This is a genomic window from Xanthomonas massiliensis (assembly GCF_900018785.1).
GTDB classification, from domain to species: domain Bacteria; phylum Pseudomonadota; class Gammaproteobacteria; order Xanthomonadales; family Xanthomonadaceae; genus Xanthomonas_B; species Xanthomonas_B massiliensis.
Map to the genome: position 1 here is coordinate 1,411,388 of NZ_FCOY01000006.1, position 20,544 is coordinate 1,431,931.

General features: G+C 71.2%; 25 protein-coding genes and 1 other RNA gene. 10 read left to right on the forward strand and 16 right to left on the reverse strand.

From position 1 onward, the window contains the following. Positions 1 to 141 precede the first annotated feature (141 nt). Positions 142 to 495: a transfer-messenger RNA gene (gene ssrA / locus BN3794_RS09295) on the reverse strand. 96 nt (positions 496 to 591) lie between these two features. Then, positions 592 to 1,086, reverse strand: coding sequence for an SsrA-binding protein SmpB (smpB, locus tag BN3794_RS09300; protein ID WP_066096438.1), 495 nt, complete (start codon positions 1,084 to 1,086; stop codon positions 592 to 594). A 48-nt stretch (positions 1,087 to 1,134) separates the two neighbouring features. Between smpB and BN3794_RS09305 the strand changes: the two genes are divergently transcribed. Both BN3794_RS09305 and BN3794_RS09310 read left to right on the forward strand, forming a co-directional pair. After that, a complete protein-coding gene (locus tag BN3794_RS09305) occupies positions 1,135 to 1,566 on the forward strand; it encodes a type II toxin-antitoxin system RatA family toxin (RefSeq protein ID WP_066096444.1) in 432 nt (143 codons plus the stop codon). Beyond that, positions 1,566 to 1,820 carry an RnfH family protein gene (locus BN3794_RS09310; protein ID WP_066096447.1) on the forward strand — a complete coding sequence of 85 codons (255 nt, stop codon included), beginning with the start codon at positions 1,566 to 1,568 and terminating at the stop codon, positions 1,818 to 1,820. Before BN3794_RS09305 ends, BN3794_RS09310 begins: the two co-directional genes overlap by 1 nt. A 16-nt stretch (positions 1,821 to 1,836) precedes the next feature. On the opposite strand, the gene BN3794_RS09315 is transcribed toward BN3794_RS09310, so the two are convergent. Beyond that, complete coding sequence (locus BN3794_RS09315) at positions 1,837 to 2,235, reverse strand: outer membrane protein assembly factor BamE (RefSeq protein WP_066096450.1); 399 nt, start codon at positions 2,233 to 2,235, stop codon at positions 1,837 to 1,839. 109 nt (positions 2,236 to 2,344) lie between these two features. Here BN3794_RS09315 and fur point away from each other — a divergent pair, with 109 nt between their 5' ends. After that, positions 2,345 to 2,752 carry a ferric iron uptake transcriptional regulator gene (gene fur / locus BN3794_RS09320; protein WP_066097205.1) on the forward strand — a complete coding sequence of 136 codons (408 nt, stop codon included), beginning with the start codon at positions 2,345 to 2,347 and terminating at the stop codon, positions 2,750 to 2,752. Between the two features lie 294 nt (positions 2,753 to 3,046). Here the strand turns inward: fur and BN3794_RS09325 are convergent, their stop codons facing one another. The 10 genes from BN3794_RS09325 to BN3794_RS09370 form a co-directional block, all read right to left on the reverse strand. After that, entirely contained in the window at positions 3,047 to 3,688 is a 642-nt protein-coding gene (locus tag BN3794_RS09325) for an SDR family oxidoreductase (protein WP_066096453.1), read from the reverse strand. Between the two features lie 154 nt (positions 3,689 to 3,842). After that, positions 3,843 to 4,490, reverse strand: coding sequence for a DUF2894 domain-containing protein (locus tag BN3794_RS09330; protein ID WP_066096456.1), 648 nt, complete (start codon positions 4,488 to 4,490; stop codon positions 3,843 to 3,845). Next, positions 4,480 to 5,133 carry an OmpA family protein gene (locus tag BN3794_RS09335; protein ID WP_066096458.1) on the reverse strand — a complete coding sequence of 218 codons (654 nt, stop codon included), beginning with the start codon at positions 5,131 to 5,133 and terminating at the stop codon, positions 4,480 to 4,482. Before BN3794_RS09335 ends, BN3794_RS09330 begins: the two co-directional genes overlap by 11 nt. Next, complete coding sequence (locus BN3794_RS09340; RefSeq protein WP_066096461.1) at positions 5,130 to 7,487, reverse strand: DUF802 domain-containing protein; 2,358 nt, start codon at positions 7,485 to 7,487, stop codon at positions 5,130 to 5,132. Before BN3794_RS09340 ends, BN3794_RS09335 begins: the two co-directional genes overlap by 4 nt. 10 nt (positions 7,488 to 7,497) lie before the next feature. Continuing rightward, a complete protein-coding gene (locus BN3794_RS09345) occupies positions 7,498 to 8,214 on the reverse strand; it encodes a DUF3348 family protein (protein WP_066096463.1) in 717 nt (238 codons plus the stop codon). A 136-nt stretch (positions 8,215 to 8,350) separates the two neighbouring features. Continuing rightward, on the reverse strand, positions 8,351 to 9,046 hold the full coding sequence (locus BN3794_RS09350) for a YiaD family glycine zipper/OmpA-like lipoprotein (protein WP_066096465.1): 696 nt from the start codon (positions 9,044 to 9,046) through the stop codon (positions 8,351 to 8,353). Positions 9,047 to 9,175: 129 nt separating this feature from the next. Beyond that, entirely contained in the window at positions 9,176 to 10,609 is a 1,434-nt protein-coding gene (locus BN3794_RS09355) for a cryptochrome/photolyase family protein (RefSeq protein ID WP_066096468.1), read from the reverse strand. Positions 10,610 to 10,861: 252 nt separating this feature from the next. Next, positions 10,862 to 12,277, reverse strand: a complete 1,416-nt coding sequence (locus tag BN3794_RS09360; protein ID WP_066096471.1) for a replicative DNA helicase — start codon at positions 12,275 to 12,277, stop codon at positions 10,862 to 10,864. 207 nt (positions 12,278 to 12,484) lie between these two features. Further along, the gene (locus BN3794_RS09365; protein ID WP_066096473.1) at positions 12,485 to 13,039 is read right to left on the reverse strand and encodes an NADPH-dependent FMN reductase; all 555 of its coding nucleotides are present in this window, start codon (positions 13,037 to 13,039) and stop codon (positions 12,485 to 12,487) included. A 144-nt stretch (positions 13,040 to 13,183) separates the two neighbouring features. Next, positions 13,184 to 14,008, reverse strand: a complete 825-nt coding sequence (locus BN3794_RS09370) for a glycine zipper 2TM domain-containing protein (protein ID WP_066096475.1) — start codon at positions 14,006 to 14,008, stop codon at positions 13,184 to 13,186. A 170-nt stretch (positions 14,009 to 14,178) separates the two neighbouring features. On the opposite strand from BN3794_RS09370, the gene BN3794_RS09375 reads away from it, so the two are divergent. Next, positions 14,179 to 14,409 (forward strand): DUF6116 family protein, encoded by a 231-nt coding sequence (locus tag BN3794_RS09375; RefSeq protein ID WP_066096476.1) that lies wholly within the window; start codon positions 14,179 to 14,181, stop codon positions 14,407 to 14,409. A gap of 3 nt (positions 14,410 to 14,412) precedes the next feature. Further along, a complete protein-coding gene (locus BN3794_RS09380; protein WP_066096479.1) occupies positions 14,413 to 15,180 on the forward strand; it encodes a TatD family hydrolase in 768 nt (255 codons plus the stop codon). A 6-nt stretch (positions 15,181 to 15,186) separates the two neighbouring features. On the opposite strand, the gene BN3794_RS09385 is transcribed toward BN3794_RS09380, so the two are convergent. Continuing rightward, on the reverse strand, positions 15,187 to 15,996 hold the full coding sequence (locus BN3794_RS09385; protein ID WP_066096482.1) for a tRNA threonylcarbamoyladenosine dehydratase: 810 nt from the start codon (positions 15,994 to 15,996) through the stop codon (positions 15,187 to 15,189). Positions 15,997 to 16,048: 52 nt separating this feature from the next. Here BN3794_RS09385 and BN3794_RS09390 point away from each other — a divergent pair, with 52 nt between their 5' ends. Then, positions 16,049 to 16,486 carry a hypothetical protein gene (locus tag BN3794_RS09390; protein WP_066096484.1) on the forward strand — a complete coding sequence of 146 codons (438 nt, stop codon included), beginning with the start codon at positions 16,049 to 16,051 and terminating at the stop codon, positions 16,484 to 16,486. Positions 16,487 to 16,589: 103 nt separating this feature from the next. After that, positions 16,590 to 17,057 carry a glycine zipper 2TM domain-containing protein gene (locus tag BN3794_RS09395; RefSeq protein ID WP_066096488.1) on the forward strand — a complete coding sequence of 156 codons (468 nt, stop codon included), beginning with the start codon at positions 16,590 to 16,592 and terminating at the stop codon, positions 17,055 to 17,057. A gap of 296 nt (positions 17,058 to 17,353) precedes the next feature. Here BN3794_RS09395 and BN3794_RS09400 read toward each other — a convergent pair whose 3' ends face one another. Beyond that, on the reverse strand, positions 17,354 to 17,563 hold the full coding sequence (locus tag BN3794_RS09400) for a cold-shock protein (RefSeq protein ID WP_066096491.1): 210 nt from the start codon (positions 17,561 to 17,563) through the stop codon (positions 17,354 to 17,356). 221 nt (positions 17,564 to 17,784) lie between these two features. Between BN3794_RS09400 and BN3794_RS09405 the strand changes: the two genes are divergently transcribed. From BN3794_RS09405 to arsC, 3 genes are all read left to right on the forward strand, one after another. After that, positions 17,785 to 18,270: a DUF456 domain-containing protein gene (locus BN3794_RS09405; RefSeq protein WP_066096493.1), complete on the forward strand. Its 486-nt coding sequence runs from the start codon at positions 17,785 to 17,787 to the stop codon at positions 18,268 to 18,270. Positions 18,271 to 18,346: 76 nt separating this feature from the next. Further along, positions 18,347 to 19,486, forward strand: a complete 1,140-nt coding sequence (locus BN3794_RS09410; RefSeq protein ID WP_066096496.1) for a phospholipase A — start codon at positions 18,347 to 18,349, stop codon at positions 19,484 to 19,486. After that, on the forward strand, positions 19,486 to 19,833 hold the full coding sequence (arsC, locus tag BN3794_RS09415) for an arsenate reductase (glutaredoxin) (RefSeq protein WP_066096499.1): 348 nt from the start codon (positions 19,486 to 19,488) through the stop codon (positions 19,831 to 19,833). Before BN3794_RS09410 ends, arsC begins: the two co-directional genes overlap by 1 nt. Positions 19,834 to 19,845: 12 nt before the next feature. On the opposite strand, the gene BN3794_RS09420 is transcribed toward arsC, so the two are convergent. Then, on the reverse strand, positions 19,846 to 20,487 hold the full coding sequence (locus BN3794_RS09420) for a glutathione S-transferase family protein (RefSeq protein WP_066096502.1): 642 nt from the start codon (positions 20,485 to 20,487) through the stop codon (positions 19,846 to 19,848). Between the last annotated feature and the right edge of the window lie 57 nt (positions 20,488 to 20,544).

The following is a 20,544-nucleotide window of genomic DNA, read 5'->3' on the forward strand; positions in this document are numbered from 1 at the left end:
GGTGGCGGTCTGGCCGGCGGGTATACAGGCAGCTCCGTGAAGCGCAGGGGGACTTCGCTCGCGCGACCTTGCGCGGCCCGGGCTGGCGCCGATCCGGCACAAGAAAAAAGCCCAGCCGCGCGAGCGGCTGGGCTTTTCGATTGGTGGAGGTGGGCGGAATCGAACCGCCGTCCGAAGGCACTCCATCCCCGGCACTACATGCTTAGCGCGACGTTGGATCTCGTTCCCCGGCAGCACGACGCGCGAAGCGCACCGGGGAACCAGCCTGCTTGATTTAACCCTGGCCGACAGGCGGCGGCTTCGGGCGATCCCGTGATAATGACCCTACATCCACGAGCACGAGCACAAGTGGGTTCGGGGCTAGGCCTTAAGCGGCCAGAGCGTAGTTGTCGTCGTTGGCAACTATGAGTTTTGCCGCTGGATTTACGAGGAAAGCTGCCCCCTCGGCATGCGCCAAGCAACTTCGCGACCCCCGTCGAAACCAAGTACACCCCCGGGGAAATCGGTGTTTGCCGACCGTTGCAGTGTAGGGGCGCGCGCCGGCGCCCACAAGCCGCGCGCGCGCCGGGCTCAGGCGCGCTTCATCGCCGCTCAGGCGTCGCGGTTGTGGCGGCGCATGACGCGCTGCTTGTCGCGCTCCCAGTCGCGGTCCTTGGAGGCCTGGCGCTTGTCGTGGGCCTGCTTGCCCTTGGCCAGGGCGATCTCCAGCTTGACCCGGTTCTTGGACCAGTACATGGCGGTGGGCACCAGCGTGTAGCCGTCGCGCTCGACGCGGCCGATCAGCTTGTCGATCTCGTGGCGATGCAGCAGCAGCTTGCGCGTGCGCCGGTCCTCGGCGATGACGTGGGTGGAGGCCTGGATCAGCGGGGTGATCTGCGAGCCGATCAGGTAGATCTGGCCGTCGCGCACGTAGGCATAGGCGTCGCCGATGGTGGCGCGCCCGGCGCGGATCGCCTTGACCTCCCAGCCCTGCAGCGCCAGCCCGGCCTCGAAGCGGTCCTCCAGCGCGTACTCGTGGCGGGCGCGCTTGTTCAGCGCGATCGTCTTGGAGCCGTTTGCCTTATCCTTTGCAGTCTTCTTGCTCATTGCGCCATTGTCTCCGATCCGGGGGCTTCCGGACGATCCTTCCTGCCCATGCCAACGATCCGCCGCAGCGCCCTGGTCCAGCACGATGCCGGGCGCATGTTCGACCTGGTCAACGATGTCGCCGACTACCCGCGCCGCTTCGCCTGGTGCGAACATGCCGATGTCCTGGAACAGGACAATCGCCGCATGGTCGCGCGCCTGGATCTGGGGCTGGGCTCGTTCCACACCTGGTTCATGACCGAGAACCTGCTCGATCCGCCGCACGGCATCCGCATGCAGCTGCGCGACGGGCCGTTCAAGCGCCTGCAGGGCCAGTGGGATTTCCTGCCGCTGGGCGAGGACGCCTGCAAGGTCACCCTCACCCTGGAGTTCGAGCCCAAGTCGCGGCTGCTGGTGCCGGCGTTGATGCTCGGCTTCCAGGCCCTGGCCGACCGCATGGTCAACGATTTCATCCGCGTGGCCGACCGCGAGGACGGCTGATGCGCGTGCAGGTGGTGATGGCCTGGCCCCGGGGCTGCGAATCGGCCTGGGTGGAGCTTGCCGAGGGCGCGCGCGTGGACCAGGCGGTGGCCGCCGCCGCCCTGCCCCACGCGGACCGGGCCGTGGCGCGGTCGGTGTTCGGGGTGCTGGCCACGCCGGACCAGGTGCTGCACGAAGGCGACCGCGTGGAACTGCTGCGGCCGCTGCGGGTCGATCCCAAGGAGGCGCGCCGGCGCCGGGCCGCACGCACCTGAGAACCGCGCCGGCGGATTACTCCCCGCCGCCGCTCTTCTTCTTGTCCTTGGCCAGGTTGGGGCCGAACAGCTTGCGCGAGTTCTTGGCCAGCTCCTCGTCCTGGTTGGGGAAGTAGTCGCCTTCCCAACGGGCCACCTTGTCACCCTCGAAGAACACCGTGAAGTTCTTGATGTGGGTGGTGGCCAGGCGGTTGGTGCGCTCGCTGGCGGTGTAGTCCCAGCGCTGGGCATGGAACGGGTCGGGGATCGACGGCGTGCCCAGCAACGCGGCCACCTGCTGCTTGCTCTGGCCGACCTGCAGTTGCTCCACGGCGTCCTGCTTGATCAGGTTGCCCTGGAAGATGGGCTGCTTGTAGATGATGCCGCAGCCGGCGGTGGAGAGGGTCAGGGCGGCGACCAGCAGGAAGTTGCGCATGCGTCGGACGGATCCGGAATAGGAAATAACCCGGCGATGATACACTCCCGGCCGCCATCGCAACCCGCCCCTGGCAGCTGGCGTTAAGTCGCCAATGAACGGAGAAGGCATGGAAACCCACGACCTGCGCAAAGTCGGCCTGAAGGTGACGCATCCGCGGATGCGCATCCTGGAGCTGCTGGAGAGCAAGACGCCCCAGCACCACATGACGGCGGAGGACATCTACCGGCACCTGATCGACCAGGGCGAGGAGATCGGCCTGGCCACGGTGTACCGGGTGCTCACCCAGTTCGAGGCGGCGGGGCTGGTACTCAAGCACAATTTCGAGAGCGGCCAGGCGGTGTACGAGCTGGACCGCGGCGGCCACCACGACCACATGGTGGACGTGGACACCGGCAAGATCATCGAGTTCGAGAGCCACGAGATCGAGGAGCTGCAGCGCAAGATCGCGGCCGCGCACGGCTACGAACTGGAAGAGCATTCGCTGGTGCTGTACGTGCGCAAGAAGCGTCGCTGAGGCACGGGAAGACGAGGCATCGCGCCGGAAGCAGCCGCGCCGGTTCCGGCGGGCCAGGCGATACGCATTCGGGCACCGCCCAGGTCCCGACGGCGCGGGGGCCGTAATCCCGGGAGCCATCCCCCGGCCGGTACGGCACCGGACGGGCCGATCGCAACGAACGGTACGGCAGGAGCGGCGTGGTTCCACGCCGGTCGCCGTGTCGCGGCAACGGCGGCCGGTCCCGCGGGGCCGTGGCTCCTGTGCCGCAATCCAGGGATCCCGGCGTCGGCCACGTTTCCGAACGTCGCCGGCTCAGCGGTACCAGGCCGGCCTGTCGCCCTCGCTGCCGGGCTTGTCCACGCCCAGCGAGCCGTGCACGTGCCTCTCCGGATGGGTCGCCAGCCGCACCACCAGGTCCGCCACGCTCAGGCGCGAGACCTCCGTGCCCTTGAACGGCTCGCCCTTCTCCGTGGTCTCGTAGTCGATCTCGTCCTTGTCGGTCAGCCAGGCCGGCCGCACCAGGGTGTAGTCCAGTCCCGAGCCTTCGATGACCCGGGCGGCCGCGGCGTAGGTGGTCAGGTAGTCGCCGAGCGTGTCGCGGTTCCACTTGCCGAACGGCCCCGGTACCTCGTCGTAGATGCCCAGCGTCGATATCCAGACCAGGCGCCGGATCCCGGCCGCGCGCATGGCCGCCACCACGGCGCGGGCCTGGGATTCGATGTCGTCGCCGGCGAGGTTGGCGTAGACGAGGTCCTGCCCGGCCATGGCCCGCGTCAGTGCCGCCACGTCGTTGGCATCGCCGTCCACCACGGTCTCGCGCGCCGGATCGCCCACCTTCAGGCGGCCGGGATGGCGCAGGTACAGCACCAGGTGGTCGGACGTGCGGGCGAAGAACAGCCGCGTGGCGAGGCGGGCGATCTGTCCGGCCGCCCCGAGGATCAGGATGTTGGCCATGGGGCCTGTCCAATGGAATACGGGATTCCATGGTCCGGCGGCGCCTGGCAAGGCCCGGTGAATCCGTGCGGGCGCGAAGCGGCGCTTCCAACCGTGCCGGCGCCGCGCAATGCGGACCGGCGAATCCGGGCGCGCGGGCGCGAAGCGCCCCGCCTCAGCCACGGCGGCGCGGCGTGCCGCGCGGGGACTTGCGCTTGTTCGCGGCAGGTGCGGCCGCCTCGCCCGCCGGCGCGCGTGCGGACGCACGCAGCTGCTCCAGGCCGGTCAGGGCGTCGGCGTAGGCCAGGAAATGGCGCAGGTAGCCGGGCGCGCTATCGCGCATCAGGGCGATGGCGCGGCGCACCAGCACGACGGAATTGAGCGGGCCGGCCTCCTCGTCCGCCGGGGCCAGGCTCTGCCGCAGCTGGCTCTCGGCGCGCAGGCCGTCCCAGCGCCGGCGGAACTCGTCCAGCAACGGCAATGCCGGAAACCCGTTGCCCGGCGCGCCCGCCCCGACGGCCTGCCGTTCCGAATCGATCCGGTCCAGCAGCGTGCGCAGGGCCGCGCGGCCCGCGTGCGCCGGAGGATCGCCGGCGGCGCCGGATCCGGCGTGGTCCGGTCCGGCGTCCCCGGCAACCGGCGGCAGCGTATCGAGCAGGCCGGCCAGGCGCCGTTCCAGCTGCGCCCTGGCCTCGCCCTGCAGGTCCTGCGCGCGCCGGGCCAGGGCGCGGACGAGGCGCAGCCGCATGCCCGCAGCACCGTGGTCGTCGCGCCCGTCCAGCGCCGCCAGCCGGGCCTGCAACGCGGCGCGGTCAGCGTCCATCGGGCCCGGGTTCGGCCGCGGCCGAAGAGGTCGGGATGGGAGCGATCTCCACGCGCCGGTTGCGCGCCCGCCCGGCCTCGGCGTCGTTGGAGGCGACCGGGTGCTGGGCACCGAACGCGGCGGCGAACACCGCGTCGGCCGGCACCCCGGCGGCGATCAGCGTGCGCGTCACGGTCAACGCGCGCTGCGCCGACAGTTCCCAGTTGTCGGCGAACCGGCGGTTGCCCTCGCGCACCTGGCGGTCGTCGGTGAAGCCGCTGACCATCAGCACCTCCTCGCGCGAGGCCAGGTAGCCGGCCAGCGGAGCGGCCAGGCTGTCCAGCAGCTCGCGCCCCTGCGGCTGGAGCTGGTCGGAATTGAAGGCGAACAGCACGTTGCCGCTGATGCCGATGCGCCCGTCCACCAGGGTCACCCGGCCGGCGGCCAGCGGCCCGGCCAGCGCCTGCTCCAGCGTCTGCCGGCGCTGGGCCTCGGCCTGCTGCCGGCGCAGGGCGTCGTCCAGGCGCCCGGACAGCTGCGCCTGCACGGCGATCACCCCGACCAGGATCAGCACGAACACGCCCAGCAGCACCGCCATCAGGTCGCCGAAGGCGGCCCAGATCGTCGCCTCCGACGCGGATTCGACCTCGACTTCCGTGCTCATGCCGCGGCGGTTCCGCGGCTGGCCAGCTGCTGCAGTTCCTCGATGATCTGCTTCTGCGAGAGCACGCTCAGGTCCACCACCTCGCGCGCCTGGGCGACGTAGTAGGCCAGCTGCTCGTCGCTGCGCGACTGCGACTGCTCCAGCGCGGCGGCGACCTGCTGCAGACGCTCCATCAGCGCCTCGTTGGACTGGCCGTAGGCCTGCACCGCCGCGCCGAAGGCCTCGCCCAGGCCGGCCACCTCGGCGGCGCCGCCGGTGAGCTGGGCGGCGGCGCTTTCCAGCTTGCCGGCCTCGTGCTCGATGCGGTCGGTGAAGCGCGTGCCGACGCGCTCGAGCAGGTCGGCCGAGGTGGTGACCAGCGCATCGATCGCGCCACGCTGCTCGCCGGAGGCATGGTTGACCGCCTCCAGCAGGGTCTGCAGCGTTTCCAGCAGGCGGTTGCGTTCCTCCAGCATCGCGGTGTCGCGCACCATGCTGTCGGACAGCTTCTGGCGCAGCTCGGCGACGACCTCGGCGGCGGCCTTCGGCGCCTCCGAGGCGGTCTGCACCAGCCGCCCGATCTCGGCCAGGGTTTCGCCGGCGTGGCGGCGGCCCTGCTCGCCGATGTCCGCGGCGGTGCGTGCCAGCGCCTCGCAGATCGCCTGCTGGCGCTCGGCCGCGGCCTGCCCGGTCCGTTCCCACCGTGCGCCCAGGCCGGTCGCCAGTTCCTCGAAGGCCTGCGCCCAGGTCGCCAGGCGCTGCGCGTCGCGCGCCTCCAGCGCCTGCTGCAGCTGATCCTGCGATTGCCGCAGGCCGTCCAGCCACGCCTGCGCCTGCGTTTCCAGGCCCGAAGCGACTGCCGCCAGCGACTGCCGCTGCTGCTGCAGGCGCTCGGACTGGGCCGCCTCGTGCCGTGCCAGCGCCTCGCACACTGCCTGCTGCTGCGCGGCGGCCTGCACGCCGGCCTGCTGCCAGCGCTCGGCCAGCGTCGTGGCCAGCGCGTCGAAGGCCGCCGTCCACGCCTGCACTTGCTGCCGTCCGCCTTCCTCCTGGGCGCGTTGCTGGCGCGCCTGCGCCTGGTCGAAGGCCTGCACCAGCCCGTCGGCCTGCTGCGCGAAGGTCGCGGCAGCGGTCGCCAGCGCCTGCCCATGGCGATCGGCCAGGGCCGCGTTGGCCACGTCCTGCCGGGCCAGCGCCTGCTCCCAGGCCTGCGCGTGGCCGGCCACGCCGGTCTCCAGCCGCGTCGCGATCGCCTCGACCAGCGCGGACGAGCGTTGCTCGAAGCCGGCGGCGAAACCTCCCAGGGTGGCGCGCAGGTCGCGGGCCAGTGCCTGCGCGGCGTGCTGCTGGCGTTCCAGGGCGGCGTCCCACTGCCCGGCCACGCGTGCGGTGGCCGCCTCGAGCCCGTCCGACACGCCATCGAGCTGGCGGCGCACCGCCTCGCCCACCTGCGCATGCAGGGCACCGGCCTGGTCGGCAACGGCCTGCAGGGTGGCCTGCACCACCGGTTGCAGCGCGACGCCCACGCCGCGTGCACTCTCGCCGACGCTGTCCTTCAGCGCCTGCTCCACGTTCGTGGCCAGGGCGCGGTAGGCCGCCTCGGTGCGCGCATGGAATTCCTGCTGCCCGGCCAGCTGGCGCTCGGCGGCGGCGAGATTCTGCACCTGCAGCGCGTCCGCGCTCGCCTGCAGGCGATCGACCAGCGCCGGCATCAGCGCGGCCTGCTGCTGCAGCAGGCGGAAGGCCTCCTCGCGCCGCCAGGCCTGCGAGAACGGCCGCAGCACGCCGGCGATCGCCGCGTCCAGGTGCTGCACCGCCAGCGTCCGCTGGCGCCGTGCCAGCGCCGCCAGCAGGCCGAGCATGGCCGAGGTCGCCACGCCGGCGATCGAGGTGCCGAAAGCGAACCCCAGCCCCTTCACCGGGGCGGCCAGCGAGCCCTGCACCGCCTGCAGGTCGGCCGCGCCCTCCAGCGCCAGGCCGGTGCCGCGCAGGGTGACCATCATGCCCAGCAGGGTGCCGAGCATGCCCAGCAGCACCAGCAGGCCGACCAGGTAGGGCGTCAGCGCCGGTGCCGGCAGCGCCACGCGCTCGCCTTCCACGCGCAGGCGCACGGCGTGGCGCAGGCCGGCCGGCACCCGCGCGAGCCAGTCGTCCAGGTTCGCCGGGGATGCGTCCAGGCCATCGACGGCGCGGGCCAGCCCGGCGCTGGCCTGGTCGTAGCGGTACAGCTCGGCGGCACCGGCCAGGTAGCACAGCGCGATCACCGCGGCGATGGCGGCACCGAGCGGATGGTTGCCGAGGTAGCCGATGCCGACCCAGCCCACGGCGAGCAGGCCGGCCAGGAAGACGAGGGAGGAAACGAGGTGTCTGGGCATGGGGTTCCGGTCAGCGGGTGCGAAGCGCCTCGAGCAGGCCTTCGATGGGGTGGAAGCGGACATCCAGTTCCGACAGCAGCACGGCCCGCATGTCGTGGCGGAACAGGTCCAGCCAGGTGCGGCCGGCCGTGGCGTCGGCGGATGCGGAGAAGATGTCGTCGGCAGGCGCCTGGGCGTGGCCGCGCAGGTGCAGGAAGCGCCGTTCGAGCAGGTCCGGCACCATCGCCAGCAGCGCGTACTCGCGCGGGCCGAGCACGCGCTCCATGGCCGCGTCGAGCTCGGCCAGCCGCCGCAGCGGCGCCGGCCGGGCCGCCAGCAGGTCGCGCAGGCGCCCGCGCAGGCGCCCCGTGGCGGCCAGCATGGACTGCTGCAGCGTGGCGTGGCGCTTGCGGAACGCGGCGAAGTCCGGCGGCGAAACCGCTGCCGTCGCATCCGGACCGGGAGCCAGCTCAGGAGCCTGGCCGATGGCCTGCACCAGCGCCTGCCGGGCCAGCGTGCATTCCCGTTCGACCTCCTCCGCGTCGAAGGCGAGCGGTTCCGCCTCCGGCTCGGGCAGGCGGCCGTCGAGCGCGCCGGCCAGCACCACCGCGCGGTTCCAGTCGACCCATTGCCCCAGCCGGTCGGCCAGCGGTGTCGCCGCCGATGCCCGGCCTTCCCCGGCCAGGCGCGCCAACAGGCGGACGAACGCCGGGCCCTGCACGGGCGCCGGGGAGGAATGCTGCATCATCGATACTGGCTAAAAAACCGCCATTCTACACGCCCCGCCGTCCTGCCCGGCCGTTGCCGAGCGTCGCGCGCCGGGGCCGGCGCAAAAAGCCCGGCCGGAGCCGGGCTCGGGATGCCCCGGGACGCCGTGCCGGCCGTCAGGAGCGCAGCGGCACCACGCGGATCTCCACGCGGCGGTTCTGCGCGCGCCCGGCCTCGGTGCTGTTGTCAGCGATCGGGTAGGCCTTGCCGGCGCCCAGGGTCTGGATGCGCACCGCCTGCACGCCCTGGCCTTCCAGGTAGGCGGCGACCGAGTCGGCGCGCTGCTTGGACAGCTGCAGGTTGTAGGCGTCGCTGCCCACGCTGTCGGTATGGCCGACCACCTCGATCATGGTCTGGTTGTACTCGGCCAGGGTGCCGGCCACGCCGTTGAGCGCGGAATAGAACTGCGGCTTGAGCGTGGCCTTGCCGAAGTCGAAGGTGATGCCGTCGGGCAGGTTCAGGGTGATGTTGTCGCCCTGGCGCTGCACGTCGATGCCGGTGTTGGCGGTGCGCTCGCGCAGCGCGCGTTCCTGGCGGTCCTGGTAGTTGCCGATCGCCGCGCCCGACAGCGCGCCGATGCCGGCGCCGACCATCGCGTGCTGGCGGCGCTCGGTGGCGCTGTTGCCGCTGAGCAGGCCGGCGGCCACGCCGATCGCGGTACCGATCAGCGCACCGGTGCCGGTGCGGTTGCGCTGCTGGGTCGGGTTGCCGTTCTGGTCCTGCTGCACGTAGGACCCGCCGGTGGCGCAGGCCGACAGCAGCACGCTGGTGGCCAGTGCCAGGGCGGTGGCCTTGAGAATGTTCGAAGTCATCAGATCTCTCCCAAATTTGCCGGCGATGCGGCACGAAATATTTCCGAAGTGCTCCAGGGAGCGGCGGCAAGCATAGCCAGCCGGCCGCGAAACGCCGGTGATGCGCGGGACCGCGCGGCCAGTGCCGATTCAGCTTGTGCGGACGGCGGTCGGAAGCCCGCGCCATGCCGCCAGCGCTGCGTCGCGGCCGGCGGCCAGGTCCACCAGGGGAGGCGGATAGCCGGCGCGCGCGGCCATGGCCGCGGCCGTGGCCGATTCCCACGGCGCGTGGCGCTGCGCCGGCGGCAGCTGCGCCAGTTCCGGCAGCCAGCGCGCCAGGTAGCGCGCCTGCGGATCGAAGCGGCGCGACTGCGTGACGGGATTGAAGATGCGGAAATACGGCGCGGCATCGGCACCGGTGCCCGCCACCCATTGCCAGCCCAGGGTGTTGTTGGCCAGGTCCGCGTCCACCAGCGTCTCCCAGAACCAGCGCGCGCCCTCGTGCCAGTGGACGCGCAGGTGCTTGCACAGGAAGCTGGCCACGATCATCCGCACCCGGTTGTGCATCCAGCCGGTGGCCCACAGCTCGCGCATGCCCGCATCGACGATCGGGATCCCGGTGCGGCCGTGCCGCCATGCGGCCAGGACGGCCGGATCGGCCGCGGCCCAGGGAAAGGCATCGAACCGCGGATCCAGGTTGCGCTCGGCGGTATCCGGGAAGTGGTACAGCAGGTGGTGGGCGAACTCGCGCCAGCCCAGCTGGCGCAGCCAGGCCTCGGCGTCGGCCTCGGCACCGGCATCGCGCAAGGACAGCACCGCCTGCGCGCAGCGCCAGGGCGCGATCTCGCCGAAGTGCAGGTGCGGCGACAGCCGCGAGGTACCGGTGCGGTCGGGCAGGTCGCGCTGTTCGCGGTAGCCGCGCAGGGCACCCTCGAGGAAGGCGTCCAGCAGCGCCTGCGCACCGGCCTCGCCCGGCTGCCAGTGGGCCCAGAACCCGGCATCCCAGGCCGGGCGCGGGCGCAACCCGAGGTCCGCCAACGGCGCACCGCGCAAGTCTTCCGGCAGCGACGGGAATACCGCAGGCGCCTGCCACGGTGCCGGCAGCGCCAGGCGCGCGCGGGCGCTGCGCCAGAACGGAGTGAACACCCGGTACGGCGCCCCGCGGCCGGTCGCCAGGGTCCAGGGCTCGAACAACAGCGTCGCATTGAAGCTCGCCACGTCCAGGCCCTGGCCGCGCAGCGCGCGCTTGATCGCCGCGTCGCGGGCGATGCCGGCCGGTTCGTAGCCGCGATTCCAGTACACCGCCGCCGCGCCGGTCTCGGCCGCCAGCGCCTGCAGCGTCGGCAATGCCGGTCCCTGCCGCAGCAGCAGGCGCGAACCGCGCGCGCGCAGCGATGCATCCAGCGCCGCCAGCGAGCGATGCAGCCACGCCTCGGAGGCCGGCCCGGCGCGCCAGGCGCCCTCCTCCTCCGGCGCGCGGACATATACCGGAACCGGCACGTGGCCGACCGCCAGCGCCGCCTGCAGCGCGGGGTTGTCGTCCAGGCGCAGGTCGCGCCGGAACCAGACCAGGGCGAAGGTCATCGCCCGGCGTCCCGGCCGGACAACGCCCCGCGCCCACGTGCCGCCGCGATCGGGCGCTCGCGTCCTTGGTCCATCGCGATCGGGCGCCGGTCGCCTGCGCCAGGGTGGCGGACGCGATCCGGCCACCGGGCCGGGACAGCCGGTACCGGCGACAGGCCGCCACCGCCCTTCCCGCCCGGGCGCCGGCCGGTGCCCGTGCCGGAACCCCTCTGCCGGCGCCTGGAGCAGGTGCGGACGATCGCGTGCACGGCGCTACTCGAAGCTGCCGACCGAATCGTGCGCCAGGTTGTCGAAGCGGGTGTACTCGCCGAAAAACTTGAGCTTGAGCGAGCCGGTCGGGCCGGAACGCTGCTTGCCGATGATGATCTCGGCCAGGCCCTTGTCCGGGGAGTTCTCGCGGTTGTAGTAGTCGTCGCGGTAGATGAACACGATCATGTCCGCGTCCTGCTCGATGGCGCCGGATTCGCGCAGGTCGGCCATCACCGGGCGCTTGTCGGTGCGCGACTCCAGCGAGCGGTTGAGCTGGGACAGGGCGATCACCGGCACGCTCAGCTCCTTGGCCAGGCCCTTGAGCGAACGGCTGATCTCGGAGATCTCGGTGGCGCGGTTCTCGCTGTTGCCCGGCACGCTCATCAGCTGCAGGTAGTCGATGACGATCAGGCCCAGGTCGTGCTCGCGCTTGAGCCGGCGCGCCTTGGAGCGCAGCACCTCCGGCGACAGGCCCGGGGTGTCGTCGATGAAGATCTTGGTCTGCTTGAGCATGGAGATCGCGCTCGTCACCCGGCTCCAGTCCTCGTCCTCGAGCTGGCCGGTGCGCAGGCGCTGGGCGTTGATCCGGCCGTTGGAGGAAATCAGGCGCATGGCCAGCTGCGCGGCCGACATTTCCATCGAGAACACCGCCACCGCCTTCTTCGACTTGATCGCCGCGAACTCGGCGATGTTCAGCGCGAAGGTGGTCTTGCCCATGGCCGGGCGCGCGGCCAGGATCACCAGGTCGGTGGCCTGCAGGCCGGCGGTCATGTTGTCGAACTCGGTGTAGCCGGTCGGCAGGCCGGTGACGCTGCCGCCGTTCTCGAAGCGGGTCTGCAGGACCTCGAAGGCATCCTTGAGCGCGGTGTTCATGCCGACGAAATCGGTGCGCCCGCGGGCGCCGGCCTCGGCGATGTGGAACACCTGCTTCTCGGCGGTGGCCAGCAGCTCGGCGCTGTCGCGCCCCTCGGGCTGGAAGGCGTCGTTGACGATGCCGGTGCCGACCTCGATCAGCTGCCGCAGCACCGCCTTGTCGCGCACGATCTCCGCGTAGGCGGCGATGTTGGCCGCCGACGGCGTGGTGCTGGCCAGCTCGATCAGGTAGGCGCCGTCGCCGACCTGGTCCAGCTTGCCCTGCGACTCGAACCACTCGGTCAGGGTCACCGCATCGAAGGGACGGCTCTTCTCGGCCAGCTCGCGGATGGCGCGGTAGATCAGCTGGTGGTCGCGCCGGTAGAAGTCGTTCTCGGTGAGCTGGTCGTTGACCTTGTCGTAGGCGTCCGGGGCCAGCATGAGGCCGCCCAGCACCGCCTGCTCCGCCTCCACCGAATGCGGCGGCACCCGCAGCTGCTCGATGCGCTGGTCGCTGCGATCGCTGCCGCGGTTGCTGGAATTGCGGAAACCGGGACGGGCGGACATGGAAACACGACTCCTGCGGCGCGCGGCCGCTGACCTGACGGGGACCTCGCCCACATGCTAGTGCCCGCCGCTGTGCACAGGCGACGGAACAAGCTGTGGATAACCTTGCCGGCGATCTCTTCGCGGCAGGGAAAGACGGCACCGGCGCCCTTGCGGCGCCGGTTCGTCATTATCGCAGGCCGGGCCGATGCCCGCAGCCGGCGGCGTTCAGCCTTTCTGCTTGCCGATCCAGGCGATGAAGCGATCGACGAAGCCCTGCAGGAACTTGCGCGTGCCGTCGTTGCCGACGTTGCCGTCCTCGTCCAGCAGGCCCTCGGTGTAGTGGATGAACACCTCCGGCTGCGGCAGCACCGCCAGGTCCAGGTAGGCGGCCACGTTGCGCAGGTGCTGCTGCGCCAGCGCCGAACCGATGGCGCCGATCGAGGCACCGATCACCGCCGCCGGCTTGCCGGCGAACGCGCTGTCGCCGTAGGGACGCGAGGCGGTGTCGATCGCGTTCTTGAGCACCCCCGGGATCGAGCGGTTGTACTCGGGAGTGACGAACAGCACCGCATCGGCTGCCCGGATCTGCTGCTTGAGCCGCGTGCCCTGGGCCGGATAGGCGCCGTCGTTGTCCTGGTCGTAGAGCGGGATGTCGCCGATCTCGAGGAACTCGAAGCTGGCCCGGTCGCCGGCCAGCTTCGCCACGGCCCTGGCCAGCCGCCGGTTGATCGAGGCCTTGCGCAGGCTGCCGACCAGCACCGCCACCTTGTAACCGCTCATCTGTGACTCCTTCATGTGTGGAAATGCCGGACCACGCTAAACCGGCCCGGGCACAGGCCGAGTGAAGGCGCGCGCCCTGGAAGCAACGGAAAAGGCCGGCGAATGCCGGCCTTTCCATCCTCGCCCGGCACGGCACGCCTGCACTCAGCGGGTGGCCGGATCCAGCGAGGCGGTCTGGGTCACCAGCTTGCCGTCCACGACCGGCAGGCGTTCGCCGTCGGGCTTGTGCGCCATGCGCACCTGCTTGTCCTGCCCGTCCAGGCGATAAGTCACGTCGTAGCCGACCACCTTGTCCTGGTTGCCCAGGTCGATGCGCTCGCCCGGCTTGTCCGCCAGCGTGGTGGTGGCGGTGCTGCCGTCGGGCTTGCGATAGGTGACCTTGTAGCCGGTCACCGCGGTGGACTGGCTGCTGGCCTGCTCGGTGTGGCACTGGCGCTCGGTGCGGTCCACGACCTTGCCGCCGACATGGTTGTTGTCCACGCGGTTGCCGATCACCCCGCCAACGACCGCGCCGGCCACGGTTGCGGCCTTGCGCCCGCCGCCCTTGCCGACCTGGTTGCCGAGCAGCCCGCCGACCACGGCGCCGACCACCGTGCCGCCGACGTTGCCGTCGCGCTCGGGCAGGCGTTCCTGCACCACCATGTCCTTGCAGACCTCGTGCGGCGTGGTGGTCGTGGTGGTCTTGCTGATCGGATCGGCGGACACCACCGTGCCGTAGACCCGCTCCTTCTCGGTCACCGGCACGACCTTGGTCACGTCGGCGTACTGCAGCGCCGCCGCGGGCGTGGCCACCGCGGTATCGGCGGCCGGGGCGTCGTCGGCCGCTGCCGCCGGCGTGTCCGCCTGTGCCGCCGGGGGCGCGACGAAGGCCGGCTCGTCCTTGCGGTTGTTCATGAATGCCGCCGTGGCGATGCCGCCCACGAGCAGGGCGCCCACCGCCACCAGGGCGATCGTGGTGTTGTTCTTCATCGGACATCTCCCTGCGGCCCCGGCCGCGTCGTCGATGGCGCCATTCCACCACGACGAAGCTGAACGATCCACGTGAACATCCGGGGTACCGGGACGCCTGCGCACTTCCGCCCGGCGCCGGCCATCCCCACCTGCCGTGCTAGCGTTTCCCTTCCCCCCGGAGAAACCCGATGTCCAACCCGCTGGTGTTCCCGCTGATGGCCTGGGCACGCAGGCTGCGCTATCCCACCTTGTTCAAGATCACCGCCGTGCTGTTCGTGGTGGATATCTTCCTTCCCGACCCGGTGCCGTTCGTGGACGAGATCACCCTGGGCCTGATCACCCTGGCGTTGGCCAACTGGAAGAACCGCAAGGCGCCCGTCGCCGCCACGACCGGCCGCTCCCCGGGCGTGCGCCGCTGATCCATGCGGCTGGTCGACAGCCACTGCCACCTGGACGCCCCCGAGTTCGACCCCGATCGCGCCGAGGTCCTCGCGCGTGCGCGCCAGGCCGGCATCGACCGCCAGGTGGTGCCGGCCGTGAGCGCGGCGCGCTGGCCGCGGTTGCGGGGGGTCTGTGCCGCCATGCCCGGGCTGTTCCCGGCCTATGGCCTGCACCCGCTCTACCTGTCCAGGCACCGGCCGCAGGACCTGGAGGCGCTGCGCCACTGGATCGAGACCGAACGTCCGCTGGCCATCGGCGAATGCGGACTGGACTTCCACGTCCCCGGCCTGGACCCCGCACGCCAATTGGCATTCTTCGAGGGCCAGCTGGCCCTTGCCGTCGAATACGACCTGCCGGTGATCGTGCACGCGCGCAAGGCGGTGGAACAGGTGCTGCTGGCGATCCGCCGCCATCCGGGCGTGCGCGGCGTGGTGCACAGCTACGGCGGCAGTCCCGAGCAGGCCGCGCAGCTATGGCAACGGGGTTTCCTGCTCGGCCTGGGCGGCCCGCTCACCTATCCGGGCGCGCACCGCCTGCACCGGCTGGTGCGGCAGATGCCGCTGGAACAGCTGTTGCTCGAGACCGATGCCCCGGACCAACCGGATGCGGGCATCCGCGGCCAGCGCAACGAGCCGGCGCGCCTGGTCGCGGTGCTGCAGGCCGTGGCCGGGCTGCGCGCGGCGCCGGCCGAGCGCATCGCCGCGCAGACTACCCTCAACGCCGAGCGCCTGTTCCGCCTGCCGGAGTGACGGCGCTCAGGCGGCGGGCGCCGCGGCCGGACGCGGCTTGAGCAGCATCTCCAGCACCTTGCCCACGGCCACGAAGGCGAAGGTGCCGGTCACGTGCGTGGCCGCGCCCAGGCCGGCGCCGCAGTCCAGGCGCAGCGCCTCGTCGGCACCCAGTTGCGGGCGCAGCCCGCACACGCTGCCGTCGGCCTGCGGGTACTGCACGTTCTCCAGCGAATACACCGCCGGCACGCCGAAATAGCGCTGGTGGTTGCGCGGGAAGTTGAACTCGCCGCGCAGCTTGCGGCGGATCAGCGCCAGCATCGCATCGTGCTCGGTACGCGACAGGTCGCGCACCCGTACCTGGGTCGGATCGGTGCGCCCGCCGGCCGCACCCACGGTCACGATCGGCAGCTTGCGCCGCCGGCACCAGGCGATCGCCTCGACCTTGACCCGGAAGCTGTCGCAGGCATCGACCACCAGGTCCAGCCCCTGGCCGAGCAGCTCCTCCAGGTTGGACGGCGTCAGGAACGATTCCACCACCTCCAGCCCGATCTCCGGGTTGATCGCCCGGCAGCGTTCGGCCATCGCCGCGGCCTTGTTGCGGCCGAACATGCCCGCCAGCGCCGGCAGCTGCCGGTTGGTGTTGGACACGCAGATGTCGTCGGCATCGATCAGCCGCAGCTGGCCCACGCCCGAACGGGCCAGGGCCTCCACCACCCACGAGCCCACGCCGCCCAGGCCGACCACCGCCACCCGGCACCCGGCCAGGCGCGCAACCGTGCCGGCGCCGTAGAGCCGGTCGATGCCCGAGAACCGTTCACGCCACTGTTCGTTCATGCCGATATTTTACGGGACCCACGTGCCAGCCCGCCGTCTCCCGGAGCCCGCCATGAATGCCCCCGCCCGTCCCGCACGCCGCATCCCGCTCAAGGCCGCGCTGATCCTGGCGCTGTGCACCCTGGTCGTCGGTGCGGCCCTGGCGACGATGGCGCTGCGTGCCTGGCAGGCGCGCCAGGACCCGCTTCCCGACGCGGTGATGCACGTGATGGACCACCAGGTCGACCAGCTGCGCGCCAGCATCGCCGCCAGCCGCTGCACGGCCACCGACGCGGTGCCGCGGCTGCAATCGCTGCGTGCCCTGGCCAACGACCTGGAGCCGGCATTCCCGGGTCTGGCATCGGACGATCGCTTCGTCGGCCACGCCTCGCGCCTGCGCGCCACCCTCGACGAGGCGCTGGCCCATCCGCCGACCGACTGCAGCGGCCTGGACAGGACCGTCGCCCAGATCGGCCAGAGCTGCAGCGGGTGCCATCAGGATTTCCGCTGATCTCCCGCGGCACCGGCCGACCCGGCCATGGTTGTCGCCGCATTCATCTCGGGAACGACACGATCTGCAACATCGTGACACGTCTGTCCCAGGAGCAATGCCCATGAAGATCGGATTCCTCGCCCTTTCCGCCCTCGCCACGCTGGCCCTGGCCGGCTGTGCCACCGCGCCCCGCGGCGGCTACGGCTACGGCAACGGCGGCACCTACGGGCAGCAGGCACGCTGCGCCGACTGCGGCATCGTCACCCGCATCGATACGGTGCAGTCCAACCGCACCGCGCCCACCGCCACCGGCGCGATCCTCGGCGGCATCGTCGGCGCCGTCGCCGGGCGCCAGATCTCCAAGGAGACCGGCGGCAGCAAGGGCAACAAGAACGTCGCCGCGGTGGCCGGTGCGGCCGGCGGCGCACTGGCCGGCAACGCCATCCAGAACAACGTCACCGGCGATTCCTACGACATCCACGTGAAGATGGACGACGGACGGGTGATCGTCGTCAACCAGAAAAACCTCGACGGCGTGGCCGAGAACGCCTATGTACGCGTGGCCAACGGCCGGGTGGTGCTGCGCTGAGGCGCCCCGGGAGCACGCCGGCGCGGGCGATCACGCGGCCGTCCGCTCGCGGCCGGCGAAGTCCCCGGCCGGAAACGGGGAGCCCGCCGCGAGGCGGGCTTTCCCGTATATCCGCTCCCGGGTGGGGATGCGTGCGCACGCGCACGTCGAACCCGCAGGTGGACCGGCCCCATGCCGTATCAAGCAGGTGCCGGCCTTGGTAGGCGCCCCGGTGCGCGCCCTGCCGGCGACGGACATGACAAGGACCGGCCATGCACGCATGGCCGGTCCTTCCTTTCCTGGCCTTCCGGGGCCGCTTACAGCGGCTGGACGGCGTCGGCCTGCAGCCCCTTCTGGCCCTGGACGACGGTGAAGGTGACCTTCTGGCCTTCCTTCAGGCTCTTGAAGCCCTGGACCTGGATCGCACGGAAGTGCACGAACACGTCCTCGCCGTTCTCGCGGCTGATGAAGCCAAAGCCCTTGGCGTCGTTGAACCACTTGACGGTTCCGGTCTCGCGCTCAGACATCTCGACAAACTCCTTGGTGACACGATTTCGTTTGGGATGGGTGCGGCGTCTGGGTACAAGGAGGAGCCGGATGCAGCGATACAGCGGACCGACGGATCCAGGCCACGTCACGCGGTGACCTTGCCAAGCGCAGCGGCTGCAACTTAACCCGGCCAAAATGAAATTGCAATCACCCCGGAGCCACTCCTGTCAACCCCAAAACGTCCTTGTCGGCCGCCCCCATGGATACTGCATTCATCTTCCACCTGATCGCCATCGTGCTGGTACTGGCTGGCCTGGCCGGCATCGTCCTGCCGGCCCTGCCCGGCGTGCCGCTGGTGTTCGCCGGGCTGCTGCTGTCGGCCTGGGCGGACGGCTTCCACCACGTCGGCTGGCCCATGCTGCTGGTGCTCGCCGGGCTGACGCTGCTTTCGCTGCTGGTGGACGTGGCCGCCACCGCGCTGGGGGCCAAGGGCGTCGGCGCCAGCCGGCTGGCGATCGCCGGCGCGCTGGCGGGCACGGTGGTCGGGCTGTTCTTCATGCCCATCGGTTTGCTGGCCGGCCCCTTCGTCGGGGCGTGGCTGGGCGAGTACTGGCATGGGCGCCACCTCGGCCGCGCCACCGCGGTCGGCCTGGGCACCTGGCTGGGGATCGTCCTGGGCACCGCCTCCAAGCTTGCCATCGCCCTGGCCATGCTGGTGCTGTTCGCTCTGGCCTGGTGGCGCTGACGCCCGGCGGCCTTGGCATCGGCTGCACTCCGGTTCTGGCACCATGCGCGCCCTGCCCCCACGTCGAGATCCGTCGATGCCCAGACCTGCCCCGATGCTCCTGGTCGCCTGTTCGCTGGCCCCGCTGGCCGCCGCCGCCCAGGAGGTGGCACCCGCTGCCGCCGCCTCGCCCCAGGCCTGCGTGTCGGTCCAGTCCGATGCCGCGCGCCTGGCCTGCTACGACCAGGCGCTGGGCTACCACGCGGTGGACACCCAGCAGGCCGATGCCGATGCCGCCTCGGCCTCGCAGGCGCTGAAGGCGCGCGAACAGGCGGCCGAGCGCGAGGCCCATTCCGAACGCAGCGACGAGCAGCAGATCTTCCGCCGGGACTACTGGAACAACAGCATCGCCAACGCCGGCCGCGGCTCGCTGCTGGACAGCCGCTGGGAGCTGGCCAAGGACTCCAAGCTGGGCACGTTCCAGCTGCGCGCCTTCAAGCCGGTGTACCTGCTGCCGGCGTTCTGGACCAGCCGCAAGAACACCCTGCCCTCCTCGCCCAACCCGGCCAACACCGTCACCACGCCGCAGGTGCTGGACAGCACCGAGCTGAAGTTCCAGCTCAGCTTCAAGACCAAGGTGTGGGAGAACATCTTCGGCGACAACGGCGACCTGTGGGCCGGCTATACCCAGAGCTCGCGCTGGCAGGCCTACAACGCCGAGGATTCGCGCCCGTTCCGCGAGACCAACTACGAGCCGGAACTGATGCTGGTGTTCCGCAACAACTACAGCTTCGCCGGCTGGCACGGGCGCATGGCCGCGATCGGCCTTGACCACCAGTCCAACGGCCGCAGCGATCCGCTCTCGCGCAGCTGGAACCGGGTGATCCTCAACTTCGGCTTCGACCGCGACAACTGGGCCTTCGTCGTGCGCCCGTGGTACCGCGTCCCCGAGAGCCGCAGCGACGACAACAATCCGGACATCGAGGACTACATGGGGCGCATGGACGCAACCCTCATCTGGAACAAGGACGGCCACGAGGTGTCGCTGATGGGCCGCCATTCGCTGCGCAGCGGCGACCGCTCGCACGGGGCGCTGCAGCTGGACTGGGGCTTCCCGATCAGCAACCTGCTGCGCGGCCATGTCCAGGTGTTCGACGGCTACGGCGAGAGCATGATCGACTACAACCATCGCGCCACCTACGTCGGCGTGGGCATCTCGCTGCTGGAGTGGTTCTGATGGCGGTGCGCATCTGGCACAACCCGCGCTGCGGCAATTCGCGCGGGGCGCTGGCGCTGATCCGCGAGGCCGGCATCGAGCCGCAGGTATACGACTACCTGCACACGCCGCCGGACGCGGCCACGCTCAAGGCGGCGCTGGCGCGCATGGGCATGGACGCGCGCCAGCTGCTGCGCAGCAAGGAGGTGGCCTACGCGGAACTGGGGCTGGCCGATCCGGCGCTGGACGAGGATGCCCTGGTCGCGGCCATGGTCGCCCACCCGGTCCTGATCAACCGCCCGATCGTGGAGACGCCCAAGGGCACTGCGCTGTGCCGGCCGCCGGAGCGCGTGCTCGCGCTGCTGTGAGCCGGGACAGGCTCAGGCCCAGTCGCTGATGCCCTCGCGCCGATAGGTCTCCTTGAACGCCGGCCGCGCCTTCATGCGCGCGGCGTGCGCGTTCAGCGCCGGCCAGTCGTCGGTTGGCCGCGGCATGTTGCGCGACCAGCGCATCAGCATGGTCAACATGAAGTCGGCCACCGAGATCCGCTCGCCGAGCAGGTACGGGCCGCCCGCCGCCTCCAGGTGATCGGCGACCTGCTGCCAGGCCGTCTCCAGGCGCCGGCGCGCCTGCCCGGCGGACGCCTCGGCGTTGGCCGCGCCGGCCGGTTCGTCCGGATAGAACCAGGCGCGATAGGCCGGCTGCAGCGTGTTGGCGCAGAAGCACATCCAGCGGTAGTAGTCCGCGCGCGCCTCCGAACCCGGTGCCGGTGCCAGCTGCGCCTGCGGATAGGCATCGGCCAGGTGCATGGCGATCGCGGCCGCCTCGGTGAGCACGTGGCCATCCTCCAGCACCAGCGTCGGCACCACGCCGGCCGGGTTCAGGCGCAGGTATTCCGGCGATTTCTGCTCGCGCCGGTCGAAGTCCAGCAGGTGCAGCCGGTGCGGCACGTCCAGTTCGATCAGCAACCAGTGCACCACCAGTGCGGCGGTACTGGGGGCGTAGTAGAGCGTGGCCGGCATCGGCGACTCCGTTCGTGGAGGAGCCGCCATCATCCCGTGCGCGGGCGGGCGGCGCCA

What these genes read in the sequence shown, in the direction of transcription:
- BN3794_RS09360 (WP_066096471.1), bottom strand. Translation starts at nt 12,277, where the DNA reads ATGTCCGCCCGTCCCGGTTTCCGCAATTCCAGCAACCGCGGCAGCGAT.
- BN3794_RS09410 (WP_066096496.1), top strand. Translation starts at nt 18,347, where the DNA reads ATGCCCAGACCTGCCCCGATGCTCCTGGTCGCCTGTTCGCTGGCCCCG.
- BN3794_RS09325 (WP_066096453.1), bottom strand. Translation starts at nt 3,688, where the DNA reads ATGGCCAACATCCTGATCCTCGGGGCGGCCGGACAGATCGCCCGCCTC.
- smpB (WP_066096438.1), bottom strand. Translation starts at nt 1,086, where the DNA reads ATGAGCAAGAAGACTGCAAAGGATAAGGCAAACGGCTCCAAGACGATC.
- BN3794_RS09405 (WP_066096493.1), top strand. Translation starts at nt 17,785, where the DNA reads ATGGATACTGCATTCATCTTCCACCTGATCGCCATCGTGCTGGTACTG.
- BN3794_RS09375 (WP_066096476.1), top strand. Translation starts at nt 14,179, where the DNA reads ATGTCCAACCCGCTGGTGTTCCCGCTGATGGCCTGGGCACGCAGGCTG.
- BN3794_RS09305 (WP_066096444.1), top strand. Translation starts at nt 1,135, where the DNA reads ATGCCAACGATCCGCCGCAGCGCCCTGGTCCAGCACGATGCCGGGCGC.
- BN3794_RS09365 (WP_066096473.1), bottom strand. Translation starts at nt 13,039, where the DNA reads ATGAGCGGTTACAAGGTGGCGGTGCTGGTCGGCAGCCTGCGCAAGGCC.
- arsC (WP_066096499.1), top strand. Translation starts at nt 19,486, where the DNA reads ATGGCGGTGCGCATCTGGCACAACCCGCGCTGCGGCAATTCGCGCGGG.
- BN3794_RS09395 (WP_066096488.1), top strand. Translation starts at nt 16,590, where the DNA reads ATGAAGATCGGATTCCTCGCCCTTTCCGCCCTCGCCACGCTGGCCCTG.
- BN3794_RS09370 (WP_066096475.1), bottom strand. Translation starts at nt 14,008, where the DNA reads ATGAAGAACAACACCACGATCGCCCTGGTGGCGGTGGGCGCCCTGCTC.
- BN3794_RS09345 (WP_066096463.1), bottom strand. Translation starts at nt 8,214, where the DNA reads ATGATGCAGCATTCCTCCCCGGCGCCCGTGCAGGGCCCGGCGTTCGTC.
- BN3794_RS09350 (WP_066096465.1), bottom strand. Translation starts at nt 9,046, where the DNA reads ATGACTTCGAACATTCTCAAGGCCACCGCCCTGGCACTGGCCACCAGC.
- fur (WP_066097205.1), top strand. Translation starts at nt 2,345, where the DNA reads ATGGAAACCCACGACCTGCGCAAAGTCGGCCTGAAGGTGACGCATCCG.
- BN3794_RS09390 (WP_066096484.1), top strand. Translation starts at nt 16,049, where the DNA reads ATGAATGCCCCCGCCCGTCCCGCACGCCGCATCCCGCTCAAGGCCGCG.
- BN3794_RS09380 (WP_066096479.1), top strand. Translation starts at nt 14,413, where the DNA reads ATGCGGCTGGTCGACAGCCACTGCCACCTGGACGCCCCCGAGTTCGAC.
- BN3794_RS09335 (WP_066096458.1), bottom strand. Translation starts at nt 5,133, where the DNA reads ATGAGCACGGAAGTCGAGGTCGAATCCGCGTCGGAGGCGACGATCTGG.
- BN3794_RS09340 (WP_066096461.1), bottom strand. Translation starts at nt 7,487, where the DNA reads ATGCCCAGACACCTCGTTTCCTCCCTCGTCTTCCTGGCCGGCCTGCTC.
- BN3794_RS09385 (WP_066096482.1), bottom strand. Translation starts at nt 15,996, where the DNA reads ATGAACGAACAGTGGCGTGAACGGTTCTCGGGCATCGACCGGCTCTAC.
- BN3794_RS09400 (WP_066096491.1), bottom strand. Translation starts at nt 17,563, where the DNA reads ATGTCTGAGCGCGAGACCGGAACCGTCAAGTGGTTCAACGACGCCAAG.
- BN3794_RS09330 (WP_066096456.1), bottom strand. Translation starts at nt 4,490, where the DNA reads ATGGACGCTGACCGCGCCGCGTTGCAGGCCCGGCTGGCGGCGCTGGAC.
- BN3794_RS09310 (WP_066096447.1), top strand. Translation starts at nt 1,566, where the DNA reads ATGCGCGTGCAGGTGGTGATGGCCTGGCCCCGGGGCTGCGAATCGGCC.
- BN3794_RS09420 (WP_066096502.1), bottom strand. Translation starts at nt 20,487, where the DNA reads ATGCCGGCCACGCTCTACTACGCCCCCAGTACCGCCGCACTGGTGGTG.
- BN3794_RS09355 (WP_066096468.1), bottom strand. Translation starts at nt 10,609, where the DNA reads ATGACCTTCGCCCTGGTCTGGTTCCGGCGCGACCTGCGCCTGGACGAC.
- BN3794_RS09315 (WP_066096450.1), bottom strand. Translation starts at nt 2,235, where the DNA reads ATGCGCAACTTCCTGCTGGTCGCCGCCCTGACCCTCTCCACCGCCGGC.